The organism is Variovorax sp. GW823-FHT02B07 (assembly GCF_058797695.1).
In genome coordinates this window covers 980,254-998,098 of record NZ_JBXAJX010000002.1, presented here as the reverse complement: position 1 = coordinate 998,098, position 17,845 = coordinate 980,254, and the positions used below count along the sequence as shown (strand labels likewise).

The following is a 17,845-nucleotide window of genomic DNA, read 5'->3' as shown; positions in this document are numbered from 1 at the left end:
CGCCGCCTAGCGGCCGCGCGGCAGGCCGCGTCGTTCGGGCTCGTTCAGGCGCGTCAGTTGCGCGTCGGTGAGCGCACCGTGCCCCACCATCTGGACGAAGCCCGACGGGTCGTAGCTCGCCTGCTCCGCCGGCCTGCGCCGCACCTCCGGGGCCTCGGGCGCGCCGGACGCGGGCTCGTTGCCGAAGCCCAGCACGCGCACCGAGAACACCGACGGCAGGCTCTGGCGCGCCGCCGCGCGTTCGCGCTGCATCACGTCCTGCGCCGCCGCCGTGGCCTGCGAGGCCGCGGCGCTGGCGTTGGTCAGGGCTCCGACATTCACCGACGCCACCACCGGCAGCCCCGTGCTCTTGCCCTGCACCGCCATGTTGTCGGCATTCACGATCTGCAGCGCCGCCAGGTTCACGTTGCCCGACACGCGGATGCCCGCCTCGCCCGCGTCGATGGTGCCCAGCGGCGCGATCAGGTCGATGTCGCCGGCCGGCACCTCCGGAATCGGGTTCAGCGTGGCAATGCCCGCGCCCGTGCTCGGCACGTCCGACGACAGCACCACGTTGCCCCAACGGTCGTATACGCGCTTGGGCGGCGTGTAGACCACCGTCGTCTTCGAGCCGCGACCGGCGTTGATGTCGCCTTCGGCCGACCAGCCCAGCACGCTGCCGCCGAAGGTGGTCATGATCCGGCTCTGGCCCAGCAGGATGCTGCCCAGCGCGTACAGAGAAATGTCGCCCGCACCCTGCGTGATGACGCCCGGAATCAGCGTGCCCACGGCCTGGGGCGCTGCGCCCTCGATGCCGAACACCTGGCGTCCGCCCGGCGTGAGCAGCGCGATGTCGCCGCCGAACAGCGTGTTGATGCCGGCCGCGCCGAACATCGTGATGTCGCCCCTGTAGCTCGTGCCCGGGAACAGCGACGCGATCGCGTTGCGCCCGCGCAGGTAGCTGCCGTAGCGCACGCCGGCCTCGTCGTTGTATTCGCGCCCGCCCTCCTTCAGTTCCGCGAAGTACACGCCGCGCAGGTAGCTGCGCTGCTGTTCCGGCGGCAGTGCGTTGAAGAAGGCCAGCGCCTCCTGTGCGCCGCCCTTGCCGCTGTAGCCCTGCGAGGCTTCGAGCCAGTTCACCAGGTACAGCTGGCTCGCCTGCCGGTAGTCGTTGGCGAGCACGCGGCGCGGCGTGCCGGTGTCCGCGTCGAGGCGGGCTTGCCGCTGCGCCATCCAGGCCGCCGCGCCGTTGTCGTCGCCGCTGTAGCCATGCTCGGCGCGCAGCCAGTCGCCCAGCGTGAGCTGGCGGTTGTAGTTCTTCACCACCTTGCCGGCCTGGTCGGCCAGCGGCTGGCCGCTCTGCATCAGGTGGGCCGGATCGAGGTAGCGCTGCGCGAAGCCCGCGTAGTCGGGCCCGTGGGCGCCCACGCCGGCCAACATCGCGATGCCCGCACCAGGCCGGCTGTCGCCCGGCACCACAGCGCCGAGGCTGCTGACCGAGGCCCTGTTCTCCATGCGAATGTCGCGCCCGGCCGTGATCTCCAGCGTGCCGGGGCCGGCCACGTTGAAGGTGCTGAACAGGATGTCGCGGCCCGCCGAGACCACCGAGATGTCGCCCGGCTTCTGGTGCGCGAACAGGTTGCCGCTGCTCGCGAAGTAGGTCTGCGCAATGCCGCCCGAATCCTCGGCCTGCCCGATGGGCGTGCCGCTCGCCACGATGTCTCGCCCGGCCATCATCCACACCGGCTGCGCGCCCTCGTACCAGGTCTGGCCGGCACGCGTCGCGTCGTCCGGCGCGAAGCGCAGGATGCGCCCGCTGCTCACGCCGACCAGGTCGCCGTGCACGGCGTAGAACCGCGCCGGCTGCGTGCCCACCGCTTCACCCGACACCGTGTTGGGGCCGAAGGCGAACAGCGGACGCACGCCGTCGCCGGCCAGGTTGTTGCCACCCGACAGGTTGCCTAGCACCGTGCCGTCGCTGGTGGTGCCCTGGAACGCCGGACGCCGCGGCGTCGCCAGCGCAGAGGCCGCCGCGCCCGACTGGCTCACGGTGTTGCCTCCCGCATAGATCGAGTCACTGGCCAGGAACTCCAGCGTGCCGTGGGCCGAGGGTGCCAGTACCAGCGGCGTGCCCGTGCCGGTGTTGTCGAAGGTCGCCGCGTCGCCATAGAACAGGCTGCCGCTGGCGGCCACCGCACTCAGGATCGAGGGGTAGACGAACGCCGAGTCGGTCACGGGAATGCCCGCGCCGCCCGTCACCGGCACCAGGTCGCCGCCCGCCCCGAAGAGGCGAATGGCGGTGTGCGGCGTCCACAGGGTGAACCAGCTCTGGCCTTGTCCCGCCAAGCCGTTGGCGCTGAACGGCGTGGCATTGGCGAGGTCCACGCGCGTGGGGTCGATCACGCCCTTGACCACCAGGTCGCCACGCGTGGCGAGCGTGTAGTTCGCATCGCCCGGCGCCAGCACGATGCCGCCTTGCGCCATGCCGCGGGTCGCGGTGTAGGGGTCATAGGCGCGGGTCTCGCGCGGCGACTGCGTCCGTTCGGTGAGGCCGTAGACCAGGGGCAGGCTGCCGAGGGTGCCGGCCTGCAGCTGCACGTCGCCCCGGAGGTTGACGATCGCCCCGTTGAGCCCGGCGTCGGTGTCGCCACCGGCACCCTCGACGTAGGGCCTGTGGAGCGGATTGAAGGCACCGCCCACGCGCACGAGCACGTCGCCGCCGCCCGTCAGGCTCAGGCTGCCGTCGGCCAGCACACGGCCGGTGCCGCCCACCGCCAGCACCAGGCCCTGGCTGCGCCGGCTGTCGGCGTACGAATCTGTCTTGGCGCCGCGCCGTCCCTGCAGGCCCGCGTTGCCGCCCACGTCCACGCGCAGGTCGCCGCCGCCCAGCGTGCCGAAGCCGGTGAAGCCGAGCAACTTGTCGGCCGCCCCGGTCGTGCCGACATACGAGCCGAAGTTGATCCACCACGCCGTGGGCTGGTCCTGCGCGCCGCCGAAGCTGTCGCCCGTGCCCTGGCGCCACAGCCAGTTGCCGATGGCGCCGCTGCTGAAGCCCTTGTCCGCGGGATTCGGCCGCCCCGCACCGCTGCCCCCGGCGACCAGCATCATGTCGCCGGTCAGGTCGCCGCCGGCCTTCAGCGTCAGGTTGCCGCCGGAGGCGGGGTACCAGGCGCGTGCCAGGTTCTGCGTGCCGCCATCGACGAACTTCTCGTAGCCACCGCTCGCGTCGTTGAGCACCGTGCCCTTGGCGCCCACCGCGCGCGGCAGGTTGTAGGGGTCGCCGGCCCGCGTGGCCTGCGACGAGGCGCCGGCGGTGTACACGCCGAACAGCGAATCCATGCGCAGGTTGCCAGCAGCCAGCAGGTCGAGATCGGCCGCGCCGGTGCGCACCACGCTGAAGCGCGTGCTGCCCGGCAGGTAGCTGTACTCCGGGGCGGCGATGACGCAATAGCTGGGAAGGTCCACGCAAAGCTCCGGGTACTGGATGTCCGCGAAATCGATGGGCTTGCCAGCCATGCTCTCGTCGCCCACGAAGTTGATGGACCCTTCCACGCTCCACAACTCGCCGCCGGGCTTCAGCTTGCCGAACATGCCGTAGTGGCTGTCCGCCAGCCGCAGGTCGCCCCGGCCCGCCGCCGGATGCACCTGCACGATGCGGTTGTCGGCCGCGCCCAGGTCCGCGCCGGCCACCAGCCGCACCGACCACGACTGCGAACCTTCGGGCAGCATCGCCGCCGCGGCCCACAGCCTGCCGGCGCCGTCCGGGCGCAGGTTCACCGAAGTCACGCCGGCGGGCAGCTTGATGTTGGTCGCGGCCGGGAGCAGCGCGCCCAGCGGCAGCGTGAGGGCGCCGTTGAGCACGAACTTCTTGCCGTCGCCGGGCAGCGGCACGCCCTTGGGCCACACCACGCCCGACAGCGTGGCTGCCGACGGCAGGCGCATGCCGGCTCCCAGGCGCGTGCCCACCGGCAGCGTCACCTTGGCGCCGCTGACGATGCTGCCCGCCGCGAACAGCAGCGCGCCCGAGGCGTCGCGCACGTCAGCGCTCAGCACCGTGCCCACCTTCAGTTCGAGCGCCTTGGCCAGCACGCTGGCCACCGGCATCACCTGCCCGGCCCCGAAGGCCGTCGACTTGATCGGCAGGTCGTAGTTGAGCGTGCCGGCGCCTCCCTCGAAGGTCGTGCCGTCGGCCAGCACCACGCCGCCGCGCGGCAGCACGGTGTCGCCGCGCAGCAGGTTGACGCCCGGCAGCAGCAGCCAGCCGCCGTCGTCCGGCGTGGCGGGCGGCGGCGCAAAGCCGTCGTTGATGCTGCCGAAGATGTCGAGGTTGCCGCCCGCGCGCAGGGCCAGCGCGCCCACCTCGCCCGAGCCGTACACGCCGGTCTTTGGTGTGTGCGGGTTGGCGCTCGCATAGCGGTAGCCCGACAGGTCGATGTCGCCCTGCACCACCATGTCGCCGTCGGGCGTCTTGCTGACGATCTGCACGCCGGGGCGCAGGTGGAAGGCATCGGCATAGCGCGCGTTGTTCAGGCCTGCGAGCTTGCCGTTCATCAGCGCGCCGTTGGCCAGCGCGTTGTCGATGAAGACGGTGCTCTGCAGGTGCTTGGCGTCGAGGTACGCCTGGTCGACGACCTGGTAGGGCCGGCCGGTGGCCGCGGCGTCGGTGCCGAAGCGTGCATCGTCGTAGCGCCACATGCCGTTCACGGCGATGGAGCGCGCGCCCTCGATGGCGATGCTGCCGCTGGCGTCGATACGGATGTCGCCGACGGTCTCACCGGTGCGGCCCGCGTTGAGCTCCAGCGTGCCGCGCGCCCGGCCGTCGTTCTGACCCGGTTCGCCGCCCACCTGGGCGTCGGTGCCGTGGCGCAGGTCGATGCGCGAACCCGAGGCCAGCGTGAGCTGCCCGTCGTTCGACGTGAGTTCGACCATTGCGCGGTTCGGCGAATCGATGATCTGGCCGTGGCTGTCCACGCGCAGCGTGCGGCCGTGCGCATCGAGCACCGCGCTGCCGGCCAGCGTGAGGTTGTGCTTTGCGGCCAGGCTGATGCGGCCCACGCGCTCGCCGCTGGCGTCGATGGTGCCGTTCACGGTGAGGCTGCCGTTGTCGAGCGACACGTTCACCTCGCCGGCCTTCAGGCCGTCGCCGATGACGAGATCGCCCTGGCGCAGCTGGAAGCTGCGCGCGCCGAACACGCCGCCGTCGTTGAGCCGCTGGTTGAGCGCCGCGAACTCGGCGTCGCCGAGCTGCCGCGCGCGCACGTCCACGCTGCCCGCCGCGAACGGCACCCGCGTGCCGCCCGCGTCGTAGTGGCCGCTGCTCGTGCCGAGGATGCGGCCCTGCAGATCGACGGCCCCGGCCGCATCGTCGAGCGCCATCGCCTTCAGCGTGCCCGCACGGTTGTTCTGCGCCGAAATGTCGATCACCGACCCCGCCGCCTGCCGCAGGTTGCCGTGCAGGCTTTCGAGCACCACGTCGCCGCCGGCGCTGTACCTGCTCACGTCGTTGAACACCACCTGGCGGCCCGACAGGTCGAGCAGCGCGCGGTCGCTCAGCGTGAGGTCGCGTTCGGCGCTCAGCGTGAGCTTGCCGCTGGGCAGCGCCACGGCGGTGTCCAGCGTCAACTCACGCCCGCGCAGGCTCAGCTCGCCGCCCAGCGCGGCATCGCCGGTGGCCGCCGCCGGCGCGCCCGCGGGTGCGGCCACGCGCAGCGTGCCGCCCGCCGTGATGCGGTTCACCGAGCCCGCCTCGCCCGTCAGCAGCGGCGAGACGATGCTCAGGTTGCCGCCGCTGTACGCGTAGCCCTTGCCTGCTTCGTACGCGCCCTGCGACTGGTAGACCGAGAGGCTGCCCTTGTGGTTGGCGCTCACGCGCTCGCTCGCATTGAGGTTCACGTCGGCAAAGCCCAGCACCAGGCGACCCGCGTCTTCCAGGCCGCTCGGCTGGCTGTGGGGGCCGTAGCCGAACTCGATGTGCTCGGCCTCGATGTTCAGCGTGCCGCTGCCCGTGCCCGCGCCGCCGCGCACCACGGCGGAAGGCGCGATGGTCGCGCCCTGCCACACCAGGCGGCCGGTGCGGATGGTGGCCACGTCGCCCGCGCCGCCCTGACCGTAGATGGCGGGCGTGGCCAGCACCAGCTGCGCCATCGTCGCCTTGCCGGTGGCGGGGTCGATGGTGTCCAGCGCCGCGGTGCCGAAGAAGTTGACGCCGCCGCTGGCGCTCAACTCCAGCGTTTCGAGCGCGGGCGCGCCGTACTGCCGGTCGCCGCGCAGCAGGCGGTCGAGCAGGGCCTGGCTCATGGCCAGTCCCGGCGGCAGCGTGTGGTTCTGCGCGGCGGCGGCCAGCGCGGCGCTGTCGCCCACGTTGATGCCGCGCACCGCCAGCGTGAGGTGGCGCGTGCCGTAGCGCACCGCCTCGTTCATCTCGAAGCGGTCGGGTGTCACCATGGCGATGGTGCCTTCGGAATACAGCTCGGTCTGCCCGCTGCACGACGCGCTGGCACACACGCCGATCTGCAGGCTGCGGTTGTCCGACGTGGCCTGGGTCTGCGGCACCGGCAGCGTGCTCACCCGGCCGTTGGAGACCATCAGCATCTGGCCGGTCGCGGCGTAGACGAAGCCGTCGCCGGCATCGTAGGCGGCCTTGCCACGGCCCAGGGTGTGGATGCGCGCGCCCTGCTCGACCACCACGCCGAGCGGCGTGCCCTCAGTCGCGCCCACCGCGGCCAGGAACACCTCGGGTGCGGACAGCACCGCCCCCTGGCGAAGCACCACGCTCTGCCCGCCGTCGCCGGTCTGGATGACGTTGCCGCTCTGCCCATAGTCGGCGCCCTGCAACCCGCCGATGACCAGACGCGACGCGCCCATGCCGCTGAGCGCGCCCGCATCGAGCGTGACGCCCTGGAAGCCCGCCGTCGCCGGCGCGCCGGCCGCGACGATCTCGAGACCGAGCTGCTCCTCGCTGCTCGTGGCCACCACGGAACCGCCCCGCCCGCCCTCGCCCACCTGGAAGCGCGCCGTGCCGTCGAAGCGCAAGGCCTCGGCGCCCGCACCGGGCGCGAGCTTCAGGTGCAGGTTGCGCGCGTCCGCCGGCAGCATGGCGCGCGGCACGCCCACGCGCAGCGCGTCGGCGCGCACGAAGTCGCCGTAGCCCATCTCGTTGTATTGCGAGTAGCTGCGCAGCACCTCGCCCGAAGTCACGATCGCCTGACGGAACAGCGTGTCGCCGATGCCGGTGCGGCCCACGCCCAGCTGCGCGGCCGTGAGCCACGAGCCGTTGCGCATCGCCAGCGTGCCGGTGGGCGCGCCCAGGCCGGCCGCGCCGTTCAGCTCCACGCGGAAGGCGCCTTGCTGCAGCGCATAGGTCGAGGGCATCAGCGTGTAGGTGCCCGCGGGCAGGCCCGGCACGCCGGCGCCGATGGTGATGTGCTGACCCACGAGCGGATCGACCGCGCCCTTCTCCGCGCCGGTGGGTGCCACCGCCGGCTGCACGCCGGGCACGATGGCATACACGGGGTTCGTCGCGAGCCCCGGCAGCGTGAAGCCGCCGCGGGCGCCGACCTGCATCAGCGGGCTGAAGCGCGCGTCGGTCGAGCCGCCGCGTCCGCTCACGAAGCCCGCGCCCCTGAGGTTGCCGCCGCCCGACAGGTCGAGCGTGGCGCCTTCCTGGCCTTGCACGCTGGCCCCCATGAACGTGAGGCCGATCGTCTGGTTGCGCTTGTAGGTGTCGCCCGCGCCCACGCCGGTGAGCTTGACCTGCTTGCCGTCGTACAGGTAGTTGATGCCGTCGACCGTGCCGCCATAGGGCATGTCCAGCCCCTCGCCGCTCACCGACGTGAGGCTGCCGGGCATCAGCCTGACCTGCGTGGTGAGCGCATCGCCGAGCGTCAGCTGCCCGAGCGGCACCCGCACCACGCCGCCTTGCTCGATGACGCCGGCGCGCAGCGACAGGTCGCCGAAGGCCGAGTACGGCACCTGCGGGCTCGCGCCGGTGCCCTCGATGCGCAGCGCCGTGTCGGGCCGGTAGGTGCCGTCCGGCGCCAGGCCCGCGGACACCAGCGCCACCACGCCCGTGGCCGGGTAGATCTGCGCGGCGCGCAGGGTCAGACTGCCGGGCACGACGAGGCTCGTGGAAACGCCGACGTCTTGCTGGCCTTGCAGAAAGCGCAGGTCGCCGCTGCTGGCCAGCGTGACATGGCCGAAGGCGGCCAGGTCGACCGTGGGCGACTCGCTCGCGCTGTCGAGCACGGGGACCTTGCCGTTGACGCCGAAGCCCATGCCATCACGGATGTCGATCAGGTCGCCAGCCACATCGAGGCGGGCGCCGGACGGCACGCGTACCACACCGCCTTCGGCGATGGGCGCCCTCAGCACTTCACGCGTGAACGAAGGCATCGCGCCGGCCAGCCGCACGTGCGCAGCCGCGAGCGCCACGTGCGCGTCGTCGGGCGCGTTCGTGCCGAGCGCGAGGCCGCCGGCGTAGATCTGCAGGCCCTGCCGCATGCGCAGGTCGACGCCGTCTTCGAAGGCGAGCGTGGAGCCGGCAAACAGCGAGAGGCTGTCGAAGCCGCCGCGCCGGACCGTGTCGGTGCCCAGCCGGGCCTGGCCGTAGGCGAGCGCGCCGTCGTCGACGCCGGCCTGCAGGGTGTCGGGCGCGAGCGGTGCGCCTTGTTCCACACCCAGCACCAGCACGCGGTGCCGGCGCACGCGGTCTTCCGCCTGCTGCAGCGGGTCCAGGTGCAGGCGCAGGCCCGGCGTGCCGAGCACCACGGCCAGCGTGCCACCGGCCGCGCGCGCGCCGCCCGCGACGGCGCGCAGGGTGCCGTCCAGCTGCAGCCCGTTGTACGACGCGAGCGAGATGCTGCCGCCATTGCTGGCGACATCGGTGGCGCCCATGCCGGGCACGTCGAGCACCGCATGCGTGCCCGAGGCGTCGAGCAACGCGCCCGGGCGCACGACGACGAAGTTCTGCGACGCGGTGGCCTTGCCAGCGACCGGATCGATCTCGCCGCCGACCACGATGCTGCCGCCGTCGCGCACCAGGCCGTAGCGCTTGCCGGTGGTGTCGGTGGCGGTGGCCGCATGTGCCGACGCATCGAGCACCGCCTGCCCGCCGATCCAGATCGAGCGGGCATGGGCCTTTGCATTGGCAATGTCCGATTCGAGGTCGGTGATGTCCACCGTCTTCAGCACGATGCGCCCGCCGTTCGCGCGCAGCGTGCCGTCCACCGTGAGCTGGCCGGCGCTGCGCGCCTCGATGGCCTGGCCCGGGTCGACGTGGATGGCCGCGCCCTTGCCCACCACGGCCTGCACCGTCGGCAGCTCCTTGGCGAGCGTGGTCGTCGTGCCGGCCTGCAGCGACAGGCTCGCGCCCTTGCGCTGCGTGAGCACCGCTTGGGTGGCGTCTTCCTGGTAGAGCGGCGGCGTCCACACCTCGAGCGCGTCGGCCGGACGGCTGCCGGTGGCGATGTCCTGCGCGTGGGCGCCGAAGCGATACACCGGCATCGTCACGTCGATCCGCGCACCGTCGGCCACCGTGAGGCCATGGTTGCCGATGAGCGCATAGCGGCTGAAGCCCTTGTCGAAAAAGCCGGCGTCGAGCATCAGCGTGTCGGCCTGCGCCGTGCCCGAGGTGTCGCCGATGGCGACGCGCATCGTCTGCACGGTCAGCGTGCCGCCACCGTCCACGCCGTGGCCGCGCAGCACCGCGCCGTCGAGCGCGACATGGCCGCTGCCCGTGTTGAAGCCGTCCGCCTCGAGCGTGACGCTGCCGCCCTTGCCGCCTTGCTGTTTGGCCTTCGACAACAGCGCCGCGCCGGACGACACGTCAATGACGCTGCCGGTGCCCAGCACCACATCGCCGGTGCTGCGCACAGACACGCTGCCGCCGTTGCGATACGCCACGCCGCCCGCGTCGGCCGGGTTCGTCAGCAGATGGGTCCACAGGCCGCGGGTGTCGAGCGTTGCGCCGCCCGCGAGCACCACCGAGGTCGTGCCGCCGTCGGGCGCGGTGAGCGTGCTCGTGTCCTTCAGGTAGTTGAGGCTGACCTGTTCGAGCACGTTGCCCAGCTGGATGCCGCCGCCGCGCGCGACGAGGTCGGCGTTGACCTTCACGTTCGGGCTGTACAGCGTGAGGTGGCCGCCGTCGCCGACCTGCAGTGCCTTGTCGACCGCGATGCTGTCGGTGGCCGCGATGCGCACCGCGCCCAGGCGAAAGCCGCTGAGCTGCGCCGCATCGAGCACCAGCGTGTCGCGGCGTTCGGCCGGCAACACCGTCGCGAGGTCGAGCCCCGCGGCAATGCCGTCGGCCGTATCGCCCAGCACCACGTTTTTAATGCCGGCGCTGTCGAGTCGCCGGTGGATCGCACCGGCCGTCTTGTCGTAGTAGGCGTCGTAGCGGCCCACGACGAGCTGCCCGCGCTGCGCCGCCGCGCCGGTCGACTGCTGGTAGCCATCGAGCCCGGCCTGCCGCGCCTGCGTCTGGCGCTCGCCCTGGAAGGTCTCGCCGACGATCGCGCCTTCGAGCACCGCGGCCTGCGTGCCGACGATGAGCAGCCCGGCATCGCGGCCCACGGTGTAGCCGCTTTCCAGCCGCGTCTGCGGGCCGATCAGCGGGTTGTAGAAGAAGCCCGTCGTCTTCTTGCCCCAGCGCGCGTGCTCGTCTTCGAAACCCTTGTAGACGCCCGTGTAGCGCAGGTCGCCCGGCGCCTTCGACACTTCGTACAGCCGCCCGTCCGCGCCCTTGAGCCAGCTCTGGTTGAGCCTGCCCGTGAGCACGTCGAGCGTGCCGCCCGAGATGTTGATGCTCGCGCCGCGCTGCGTGACGAGTTCGCCGCCGCTGAAGCCCACCACGCCGCCCTGCGCCATCCACTCGCCCACGCCGTGCGCCTGCGTGCCGAGGTAGCCGCCCACCTCGAGCAGGCCGCCGCCGGTGTACCAGCGTTCGCCCTGGTAGCCGCCGGTGCCGCCGGGCACGAAGACCAGCGAGCGCCGGTCGATCCACAGGTCGTTGTTGTTGAGGTTCTTGCTGTCGCGGTTGAGCGGCGCATCGCGCTGCTCGTTGCCCTGCACGTTGATCTTGATGTTGTTGGACTCCATCGCGAGCTTCACGCCCACCGCGCCCGACACGTCGATGCGCGCACCCTCGCGCACGAGGCTGCGCTGCTTCGCGTCGACCACCACCTGGCCGCCGGTGGCCAGCGTGAGCGAGCCGGCCTTGAACTCGACCGTGCCGCCGCTGGCGACTTCGACGCGCGACAGGTCGCGGCGGTCGTTGCCCGCCAGCACGATGCTGCCGGTGCCCAGCTGGACCGCCGGCGCCATGAGCCCGGCGCGCTGGCTGTCGAGCGCGGTCGCGCCGCTGGTGTCGAGCACGATGGCCGTGGTGCTGCCTTCGCCGAACCGGACCTGGCCCGTGGCGCCGGTCGCGTTCAGGTGCACCGTGCCGCGTGTGTTGACCGAGGTGCTGGAAAGGACGACGCCGCCCTGCACCACTTCGCGCCCGGCCAGCGTGACGTCGCCGGTGGTCGCCTGGATCAGCCCGGTGTTGCGCACCGTGCCCGCCGGGCTGTTCGTGTCCAGCGTCACCGCGACTTCGTTGCCGCGCGTGGTCGAACCCAGGTTGCCGTCGGTGCCCACGCCCTTGCGGATGGCGAAGCTATCACCCGCCGCGAGCAGCGTCTGCCCGCCGGGCGTGGCGATCTCGCCGGCGTTGTGCACCTCGGCGCCCAGCAGCAGCACATAGCCGCCGCCCTGCGTGGCCGAAGCGGGTGCGGGCGTGGAAAGCCTGGCACCGGCCTGCACCTCGACGCGGCCTTGCGCGTTTTTGAAGTTGGGCGCGCTGCCGTTGGCGTACACGCCGTGGGCCTGGAACTGCGCGTCGTCGATCTGCGCCGCCGCGGCCACGAGGTTGCGCGTGTCGACCTGGCTGCTGCCGCTGAACACGATGCCGTTGCGGTTGAGCACCATCACCGTGCCGTCGGCCTTGATGCGGCCCTGGATCTGGCTCGGCCGCGCCTGCGGGTCGTTCACCCTGTTGAGCACCGCCCAGTCTTTCTGCTGCGCGAAAGCCACCGTGGTGTTCTTGCCGACGTTGAAGGTCTCCCAGTTCAGGATGGCCTTGTCGGCCGTCTGCTCGACGGTGACGACCGTGCGGCCGTCGACCTGCCGCTGCGAATCACCGGTCAGTGCGCGCGCGTTCGACCAGCCGGCAGTCAGCGAATTCGTGTCGACCTTCAGGCCGCCTTCGGTCAGGCCGTCGGGCACCGAGGGGTCGTTCTGCGCGGCGCGCCGCGCGGCCGCCTGTGCCGCCTGCTGCGCCGCGATGCCGCGTGCCGCCAGGTTCAGGTTGCCGATCGACTGCTGCAACTGCTCGCTGGCGCGCTGCTGCTGCGCGAGTGGACTCGTGAGCTGCGCCGCCGGCAGCCCGTTGGGCATCAGACCGGTGGCCGTGGCGGTGGCCTGCGCCGCGCCCTTGGCGTTGAACCAGGTCGGGCTGAAGGCGCGCTGCGCATGGGCCGGCGCGGCAGCCGCACCGGCGGCCAGTGCCAACGCCATGGCCTGTGCCAGCGGCGAAATCCGGAAGCTCCTCGCCTGCACGGCAGCGCCCTGGCGGCGGCTGCGGTGTCCCTCGTGTGTGTTCATCTGACGCCCAGTAAAGAATGAAATGCACCAGCACGGAATCCGTGCCCCTTACTGGACAGACCGACAGACGCAAACAAAACCGCTAAGTTTCTGGACCAATCCTGAGCGCACGCGAGGGCCAATCAGGCTGTCACATTCATCAGCTAAGCAGCAGCACGCCGCCCGGCAGCGCGCGCGCCTCGAGGTCGTACGAGCGCTGGATCTGCACCAGCACCGTGTCGAGCGAGGCGATGGCGAAACGCCCGCTGACTTCGCGCCCGGCCAGGCGCTGCGCCAGCAACACCACGCGGCCAGGCCGGTAGCGGTTGATCTCCTCGATCACGTGCGCCAGCGGCGTCTGCCGGAACACCAGCACGCCGCTGCGCCAGGCCGAGGCTTCGCGGGTGGCCACAGCCGCCACCGGCCCGAGCGAAGCCGCGTCGTACAGCACCTGCTCGCCGGCCTGCAGATCGCGCGTGCCCTTCGCGTGCGTGACGCGCACGCGCCCTTCAAGGCAGGTCACGCAGCCCCGGCCCGCGAGGTAGCGCACCTCGAAGCGGCCGGCCTGCGCCTCACTGCGGGCCGCGCCCGCCACGATGCCGAAGGGCTGCGGCCCGGCCACCAGGTCGACCGCCGCCTCGCCCGCGATCAGGTCGATGCCGACGACGCGGCCCTCGACGCTGCGGCGCTGCACGCTGGTCTGCGTGTTGAGCACCAGGTCGACGCCCTCGGCCACCTGCACCGCGCGCTGCTCGCCGGTGGCCGTGCGGTAGTCGGCGTTCCATTCGCCGAACGAAGGCCACAGGCCCAGCGGCGGAGAGACCACCGCCACGCCCGCGGCGCCAGCCGCGCCCACCGCCGCGCCGAGGAACGCGCGGCGTGCGGCCACCGGCCGCGCCGACAGCACGGGAGCTCGCTGGACCTCGGCCGGCATGCCGCCGATGGCCGGGTCGAGCGCTTGCCACAGGCGCCGGGCCTGCGCCAGCGCGGGCTGGTGCTGGGGGTTGCCATCGCGCCAGCGGCGAAAGCCCTCGACGTCGTGCTGCGTGGCCGCGCCGGACGACAGCCGGCGCAGCCAGGCCTGCGCTTCGCGCAAGGCCTGGGCGTGTGCATCGGGCGGGGTCATCGGGGCGTCAACCCGTGCGCGTTGAAAGATGTCGCATACCCATGAGACGGCTCTCGACGCGATGAACCGCACTTTATTTTTCATGCGGCTCCCTCCCTTGCGGCATGCGGTCCGCGCGGCCCATGCGGGCGGCGATGTGGTCATGCGCCTCCTTGAGTTCCTTCTCCACCGTGCGCAGCGAGATGCCGAGCCGCGCCGCCACCTCGCGCTGCGGCAGGTGCTGCCAGCGCACCATCACCAGCACCTGCCGGCGCCGTGGCGGCAGCCGCTCGATGAGCGCGCGCAGCGTGGCCAGTTCCGCGCGGTCCTGCGCGATCTGCGCGGGCCCCGGCGCGGGGTCGGGCGTTTCGTCGAGCAGCGCCTCGATCTCGTCGGACGTGGCCAGGCGCCCCTGCTTCGCGACCTGGTCGTAGGCCAGGTTGACGGCCACGCGCAGCAGGTAGGCGGCGGGGTCGTGCACGCCGTCGATGTCGTCGCGGCTTTCCAGGCGCAGCCAGGTGTCCTGCAGCGCATCGCCGGCGCGCTCGGCGTTGCCCAGCCGCCGCGCAAGCCGCTGCTTGAGCTCGTCGTAGCGCGCGACCAGGAAGTCGCGCAACGCGGGCAGCGCGTTCTCGGGCATGGCGGTGGCGTCAGTGGCGCACCGGGCACTCGAGCCCGGGCGTCTGCGAGCGCGGCAGGATCAGCATCGTGAGCGGCTGCGCCATGTCCGGCGGCGGCGCGCGATCGATGCGCAGCTGCCGCAGCGTGTCGAGGATGGCCTCGTCGCGCGCGCGCTCGCCGCTGGTGTGCAGCAGGAAGGCATGGGCGATGCGGCCGGTGCCGTCGATCACGAAACGCATCGCCGCGCGGTAGCCGCCCGGTGCCGCGCGCGGGTGGGCGCACAGGGCTTCCCAGACGCGGGTCTGGACCAGCCCGTCGTAGCCGCGGTGAACGGTGGCGGGCGCGGCCTGCACCGCGTCCAACGGCCGTGCCGGCACCGGCACAGCCGGCGCGAGCCGGAGCACGAAGGCGGTCGTGCCCCCCACGCCGGCGTCGTCGGCGACCAGGCCCGTGCCCGCGAGCAGCGCATCGAGGGCGGCCTGCGCATCGAACAGGCCGTGCACGGGCGCGGCTTGGCGTCCGGCCACGCGTTCGGCATCGAAGAACACGGGCAGCCCGGTCGCGCGGCCGTACTGCTCCAGCGCCGCGGCCAGCGGTTGGACTGCGATGTCGAAGGCGATGCGCGCGGCCTGCGGCCGAGGCGGCGCCGCGTCGGACTGCGCGCGGGCGCTCATCCACGGCCCGGTCATGCAGGCGACCAGCGCGATGCCGACCAGGGAGACGAGAGGAAAGGAAGGAGGTGCATGCCGCATGAGTTCGATACGCCCGGCGAAAGCCACGGCCCGGGGGGCATGTCGAAGCGGATGCTAGGTTCGCTGCATGACGTTCGGATGACTTGGCCGGTCAGCGCGAGGCCTTCTCAGCACTTCGGCGACCCGGCCTGCGCGCAGATCGGCACGAAGATCCGCGCCCCCGCGCGCTGCACCAGCAACGCCGCCGTGCCGTCGGCCCCTTCCAGCGCCTGGGCCAGGGCTTCGGCGCTGTCGATCGGCTGGCCGTTGAGCGCCAGGATGACGTCGCCCGGCTGCACGCCCGCGCGCGACGCCGCCACGTTCACGCGCTGCACCAGCAACCCGCCCTCCACGCGCAGGAACTGCCGCTCGGCCGGCGCCAGCGGGCGCACCGCGAAGCCCAGGCGCGAAGGCACCGAGGCCGCTGCCGCCGCGTCGCCCTGCAGGCGCGGCGTGTCGTAGCCCTCCACCTTCACCTCGACCACGTGCTCGGCGCGGTCGCGCCACACCATGAGGCGTGCGCGCTGCCCCGGCACCTGCTCGGCGATGAAGCCCAGCGCGTCGGCCGCCTGCACCACCTCGCGGCCCTGCACCGACAGGATCACGTCGCCGGTCTTCAGCCCGCCGCGCGCCGCCGCGCCGCGCGGCTCCACGTCGGTCACCAGCGCGCCGGCCGGGCGCGGCAGGCGGAAGGTGTCGGCCAGCGCCTGCCCCACTTCCTGCACGGACACGCCGATGCGCCCGCGCGTGACGGTGCCGGTGGCCAGCAGCTGGTCCTTGATGCGCATGGCGGCGTCGATGGGAATGGCGAACGACAGCCCCTGGTAGCCGCCACTGCGGCTGTAGATGCGCGAGTTGATGCCGATCACCTCGCCGCGCAGGTTGAACAGCGGCCCGCCCGAGTTGCCGGGGTTGATCGGCACGTCGGTCTGCAGGAACTGCATCGACTCCGCGCCCGGCAGCAGCCGCCCCTTGGCGCTGACGATGCCGGCCGTCACCGAGTTGCCGAAGCCGTAGGGCGAGCCGATGGCCGCCACGCCGTCGCCGGGCTCCACGTCCGCCGGATCGCCGATGCGCACCGTGGGCAAGCCGGTCGCGTCGATCTTCAGCAAGGCCACGTCGGCCAGTGCGTCGAGGCCGATGAGCCGCGCCCGGAACTCGCGCCGGTCGGGCAGCTTCACGCGGATCTGCGTGCCGTGCGCGACCACGTGCGCGTTGGTCAATATGAGCCCGTCGGCGCTCACGAGGAAGCCGCTGCCCAGGCTGCTCTCGTCGGCCTCGGCCGGCGGTGCGCGCAGCAGCCAGCGGTCGCTGAAGCGGCGCGCCGGCGCCGACGGCCGCTCCACGCCGATGTGGACCACGGCCGGCCCGAAGGCCTTCACCAGCGCCGCGAGCCCCGGCACGGGCCAGGGCATGGCGGCGTGCAGCGGCACTGCAGCCGCAAGGCCCAGCAGCGCCACGCAAAGGCGCCGCGATCGGTCAGGTGCGCGCGACAAAGCTCAGCGTGAGTTGCAGCACCATCGGCTGGCGCATGTCGCGCGGCGGCGGCTCGGCCAGCGGCTGCGCGGTGAGCAGCGCGCGCAGGTCGGTGTCGGCCTGCGCATCGCCCAGCGACTCGAAGGCCACACGCTCGACCTTGCCGCTGGCCGCGACCCACACGCGCACCACCACCGGCGCGGGCGGCACGGGCTGGCCCTCTTTCAGCATGCGTTCCTGCATCCACGTGTGCAGCCGCACCACGGTCTCGCTGGCCGGGTCGCTGAGCGACGACTGCAGCTGGTTGCTCGCGAGGTTGGCGTAGCTGATCCAGTGCTGCGGCACCTGCGGCTGGGCCTGCGCCGATGCGGCCAGGGGCGCGGCGGCGGCGGACAGCCCGAGGCCGAGCCCGCCGAGCGCCAGGCGCAGGCGGCGCCAGCCGAGGGTTTTGCCGAAAGAAAAGGTCATGGGAGTTCCAATGAAAAAGTCGAAGAAGGACGCTCAGCCGCACAGCACGCCGACCGACAGGGTCGAGGCCCGTGCGGCGGGCGACTGCTGGGGGCCGAGCTGCGGTTCGCGGCTGTGCGTGTAGGCGATGCCGTGGGCGTCCAGGAAGTCGCGCAGGCGCGCCGCCGGCACCGCGCGCACCCGCGTCACGCCGCCCGCCACGCCCGCGGCCGAGGCCGCGCGGCTGAGCACCATGCCCGACGCATGCGGCGCGGCGGCGACACGCTCGACCACCACGCCGAGCAGCAGGCCGTCGGCGCCCAGCACCGCGCTGCCGCTGGCGCCGGGTTGCACGCCCGACAGCAGCTGCAGGCCTTCCACGCCGGGCACGGTCATGGCGTTGCTGAGCAACGCCGCGCGATCGGGCATGCGCTGCAGCACCGCGTAGGCCTCGGTGAACACACCCACGCTGCCCGGGGCCGGCGTGCGCGCGTCCGCCGCGAGCGTGGCGTGCAGGTACGGCGTGAGGGTGGTGCGCAGCACCGCGACGTCGAGCTCGCCGCTCTCGGCGATCACCCGGGCCTGCGCCACCTGCGCGTCCTTGAGGGCGAACAGCGAACGGCAGTCCGCCACCGCATGGCGCGCGGTCAGCACGTCGCCGGCGGTGTTGAGGAACACGCCGCTGGCGTTGGCCTCGGGCGGCGTGCCATGCGCCGCACCGGCCAGGGCGGCGAACGCCGTGGCCAGCAGGAACGACGCCCACGGGCGGGGGCCGGCAGAAGACAACAGCAGAGGGGGCATCGGGCAGTCACGAAAGCTCTGAGACAAAGACGGAACTGCGCGCCCCGGAATGTCGTTTGTCACAAAA

7 protein-coding genes are annotated in these 17,845 nt (G+C 72.5%); all 7 read right to left on the bottom strand.

Features of this window, described 5'->3' with window-relative positions; all coding sequences use genetic code 11:
- Nucleotides 1-6 precede the first annotated feature (6 nt).
- The 7 genes from AC1RGU_RS15585 to AC1RGU_RS15555 all read right to left on the bottom strand — a co-directional run bounded on the left by AC1RGU_RS15585 (nt 7) and on the right by AC1RGU_RS15555 (nt 17,778).
- Nucleotides 7-12,618, bottom strand: coding sequence for a filamentous hemagglutinin family protein (locus AC1RGU_RS15585; protein ID WP_492696802.1), 12,612 nt, complete (start codon nt 12,616-12,618; stop codon nt 7-9).
- Between the two features lie 139 nt (nt 12,619-12,757).
- Nucleotides 12,758-13,723 (bottom strand): FecR family protein, encoded by a 966-nt coding sequence (locus tag AC1RGU_RS15580; RefSeq protein ID WP_492696801.1) that lies wholly within the window; start codon nt 13,721-13,723, stop codon nt 12,758-12,760.
- A gap of 73 nt (nt 13,724-13,796) precedes the next feature.
- A complete protein-coding gene (locus AC1RGU_RS15575; protein ID WP_390343183.1) occupies nt 13,797-14,342 on the bottom strand; it encodes an RNA polymerase sigma factor in 546 nt (181 codons plus the stop codon).
- A gap of 10 nt (nt 14,343-14,352) precedes the next feature.
- Nucleotides 14,353-15,075 carry a TonB C-terminal domain-containing protein gene (locus tag AC1RGU_RS15570; protein WP_492696800.1) on the bottom strand — a complete coding sequence of 241 codons (723 nt, stop codon included), beginning with the start codon at nt 15,073-15,075 and terminating at the stop codon, nt 14,353-14,355.
- Nucleotides 15,076-15,182: 107 nt separating this feature from the next.
- Nucleotides 15,183-16,514 carry a trypsin-like peptidase domain-containing protein gene (locus AC1RGU_RS15565; protein ID WP_492696799.1) on the bottom strand — a complete coding sequence of 444 codons (1,332 nt, stop codon included), beginning with the start codon at nt 16,512-16,514 and terminating at the stop codon, nt 15,183-15,185.
- Between the two features lie 19 nt (nt 16,515-16,533).
- Nucleotides 16,534-16,998, bottom strand: coding sequence for a YbaB/EbfC family DNA-binding protein (locus AC1RGU_RS15560; protein WP_492696798.1), 465 nt, complete (start codon nt 16,996-16,998; stop codon nt 16,534-16,536).
- A gap of 33 nt (nt 16,999-17,031) precedes the next feature.
- Nucleotides 17,032-17,778, bottom strand: a complete 747-nt coding sequence (locus tag AC1RGU_RS15555) for a S1 family peptidase (RefSeq protein WP_492696797.1) — start codon at nt 17,776-17,778, stop codon at nt 17,032-17,034.
- Between the last annotated feature and the right edge of the window lie 67 nt (nt 17,779-17,845).

Coding starts and splice junctions, on each gene's coding strand:
- AC1RGU_RS15585 (WP_492696802.1), bottom strand. CDS start 12,618: ATGAACACACACGAGGGACACCGCAGCCGCCGCCAGGGCGCTGCCGTG.
- AC1RGU_RS15580 (WP_492696801.1), bottom strand. CDS start 13,723: ATGACCCCGCCCGATGCACACGCCCAGGCCTTGCGCGAAGCGCAGGCC.
- AC1RGU_RS15575 (WP_390343183.1), bottom strand. CDS start 14,342: ATGCCCGAGAACGCGCTGCCCGCGTTGCGCGACTTCCTGGTCGCGCGC.
- AC1RGU_RS15570 (WP_492696800.1), bottom strand. CDS start 15,075: ATGCGGCATGCACCTCCTTCCTTTCCTCTCGTCTCCCTGGTCGGCATC.
- AC1RGU_RS15560 (WP_492696798.1), bottom strand. CDS start 16,998: ATGACCTTTTCTTTCGGCAAAACCCTCGGCTGGCGCCGCCTGCGCCTG.
- AC1RGU_RS15555 (WP_492696797.1), bottom strand. CDS start 17,778: ATGCCCCCTCTGCTGTTGTCTTCTGCCGGCCCCCGCCCGTGGGCGTCG.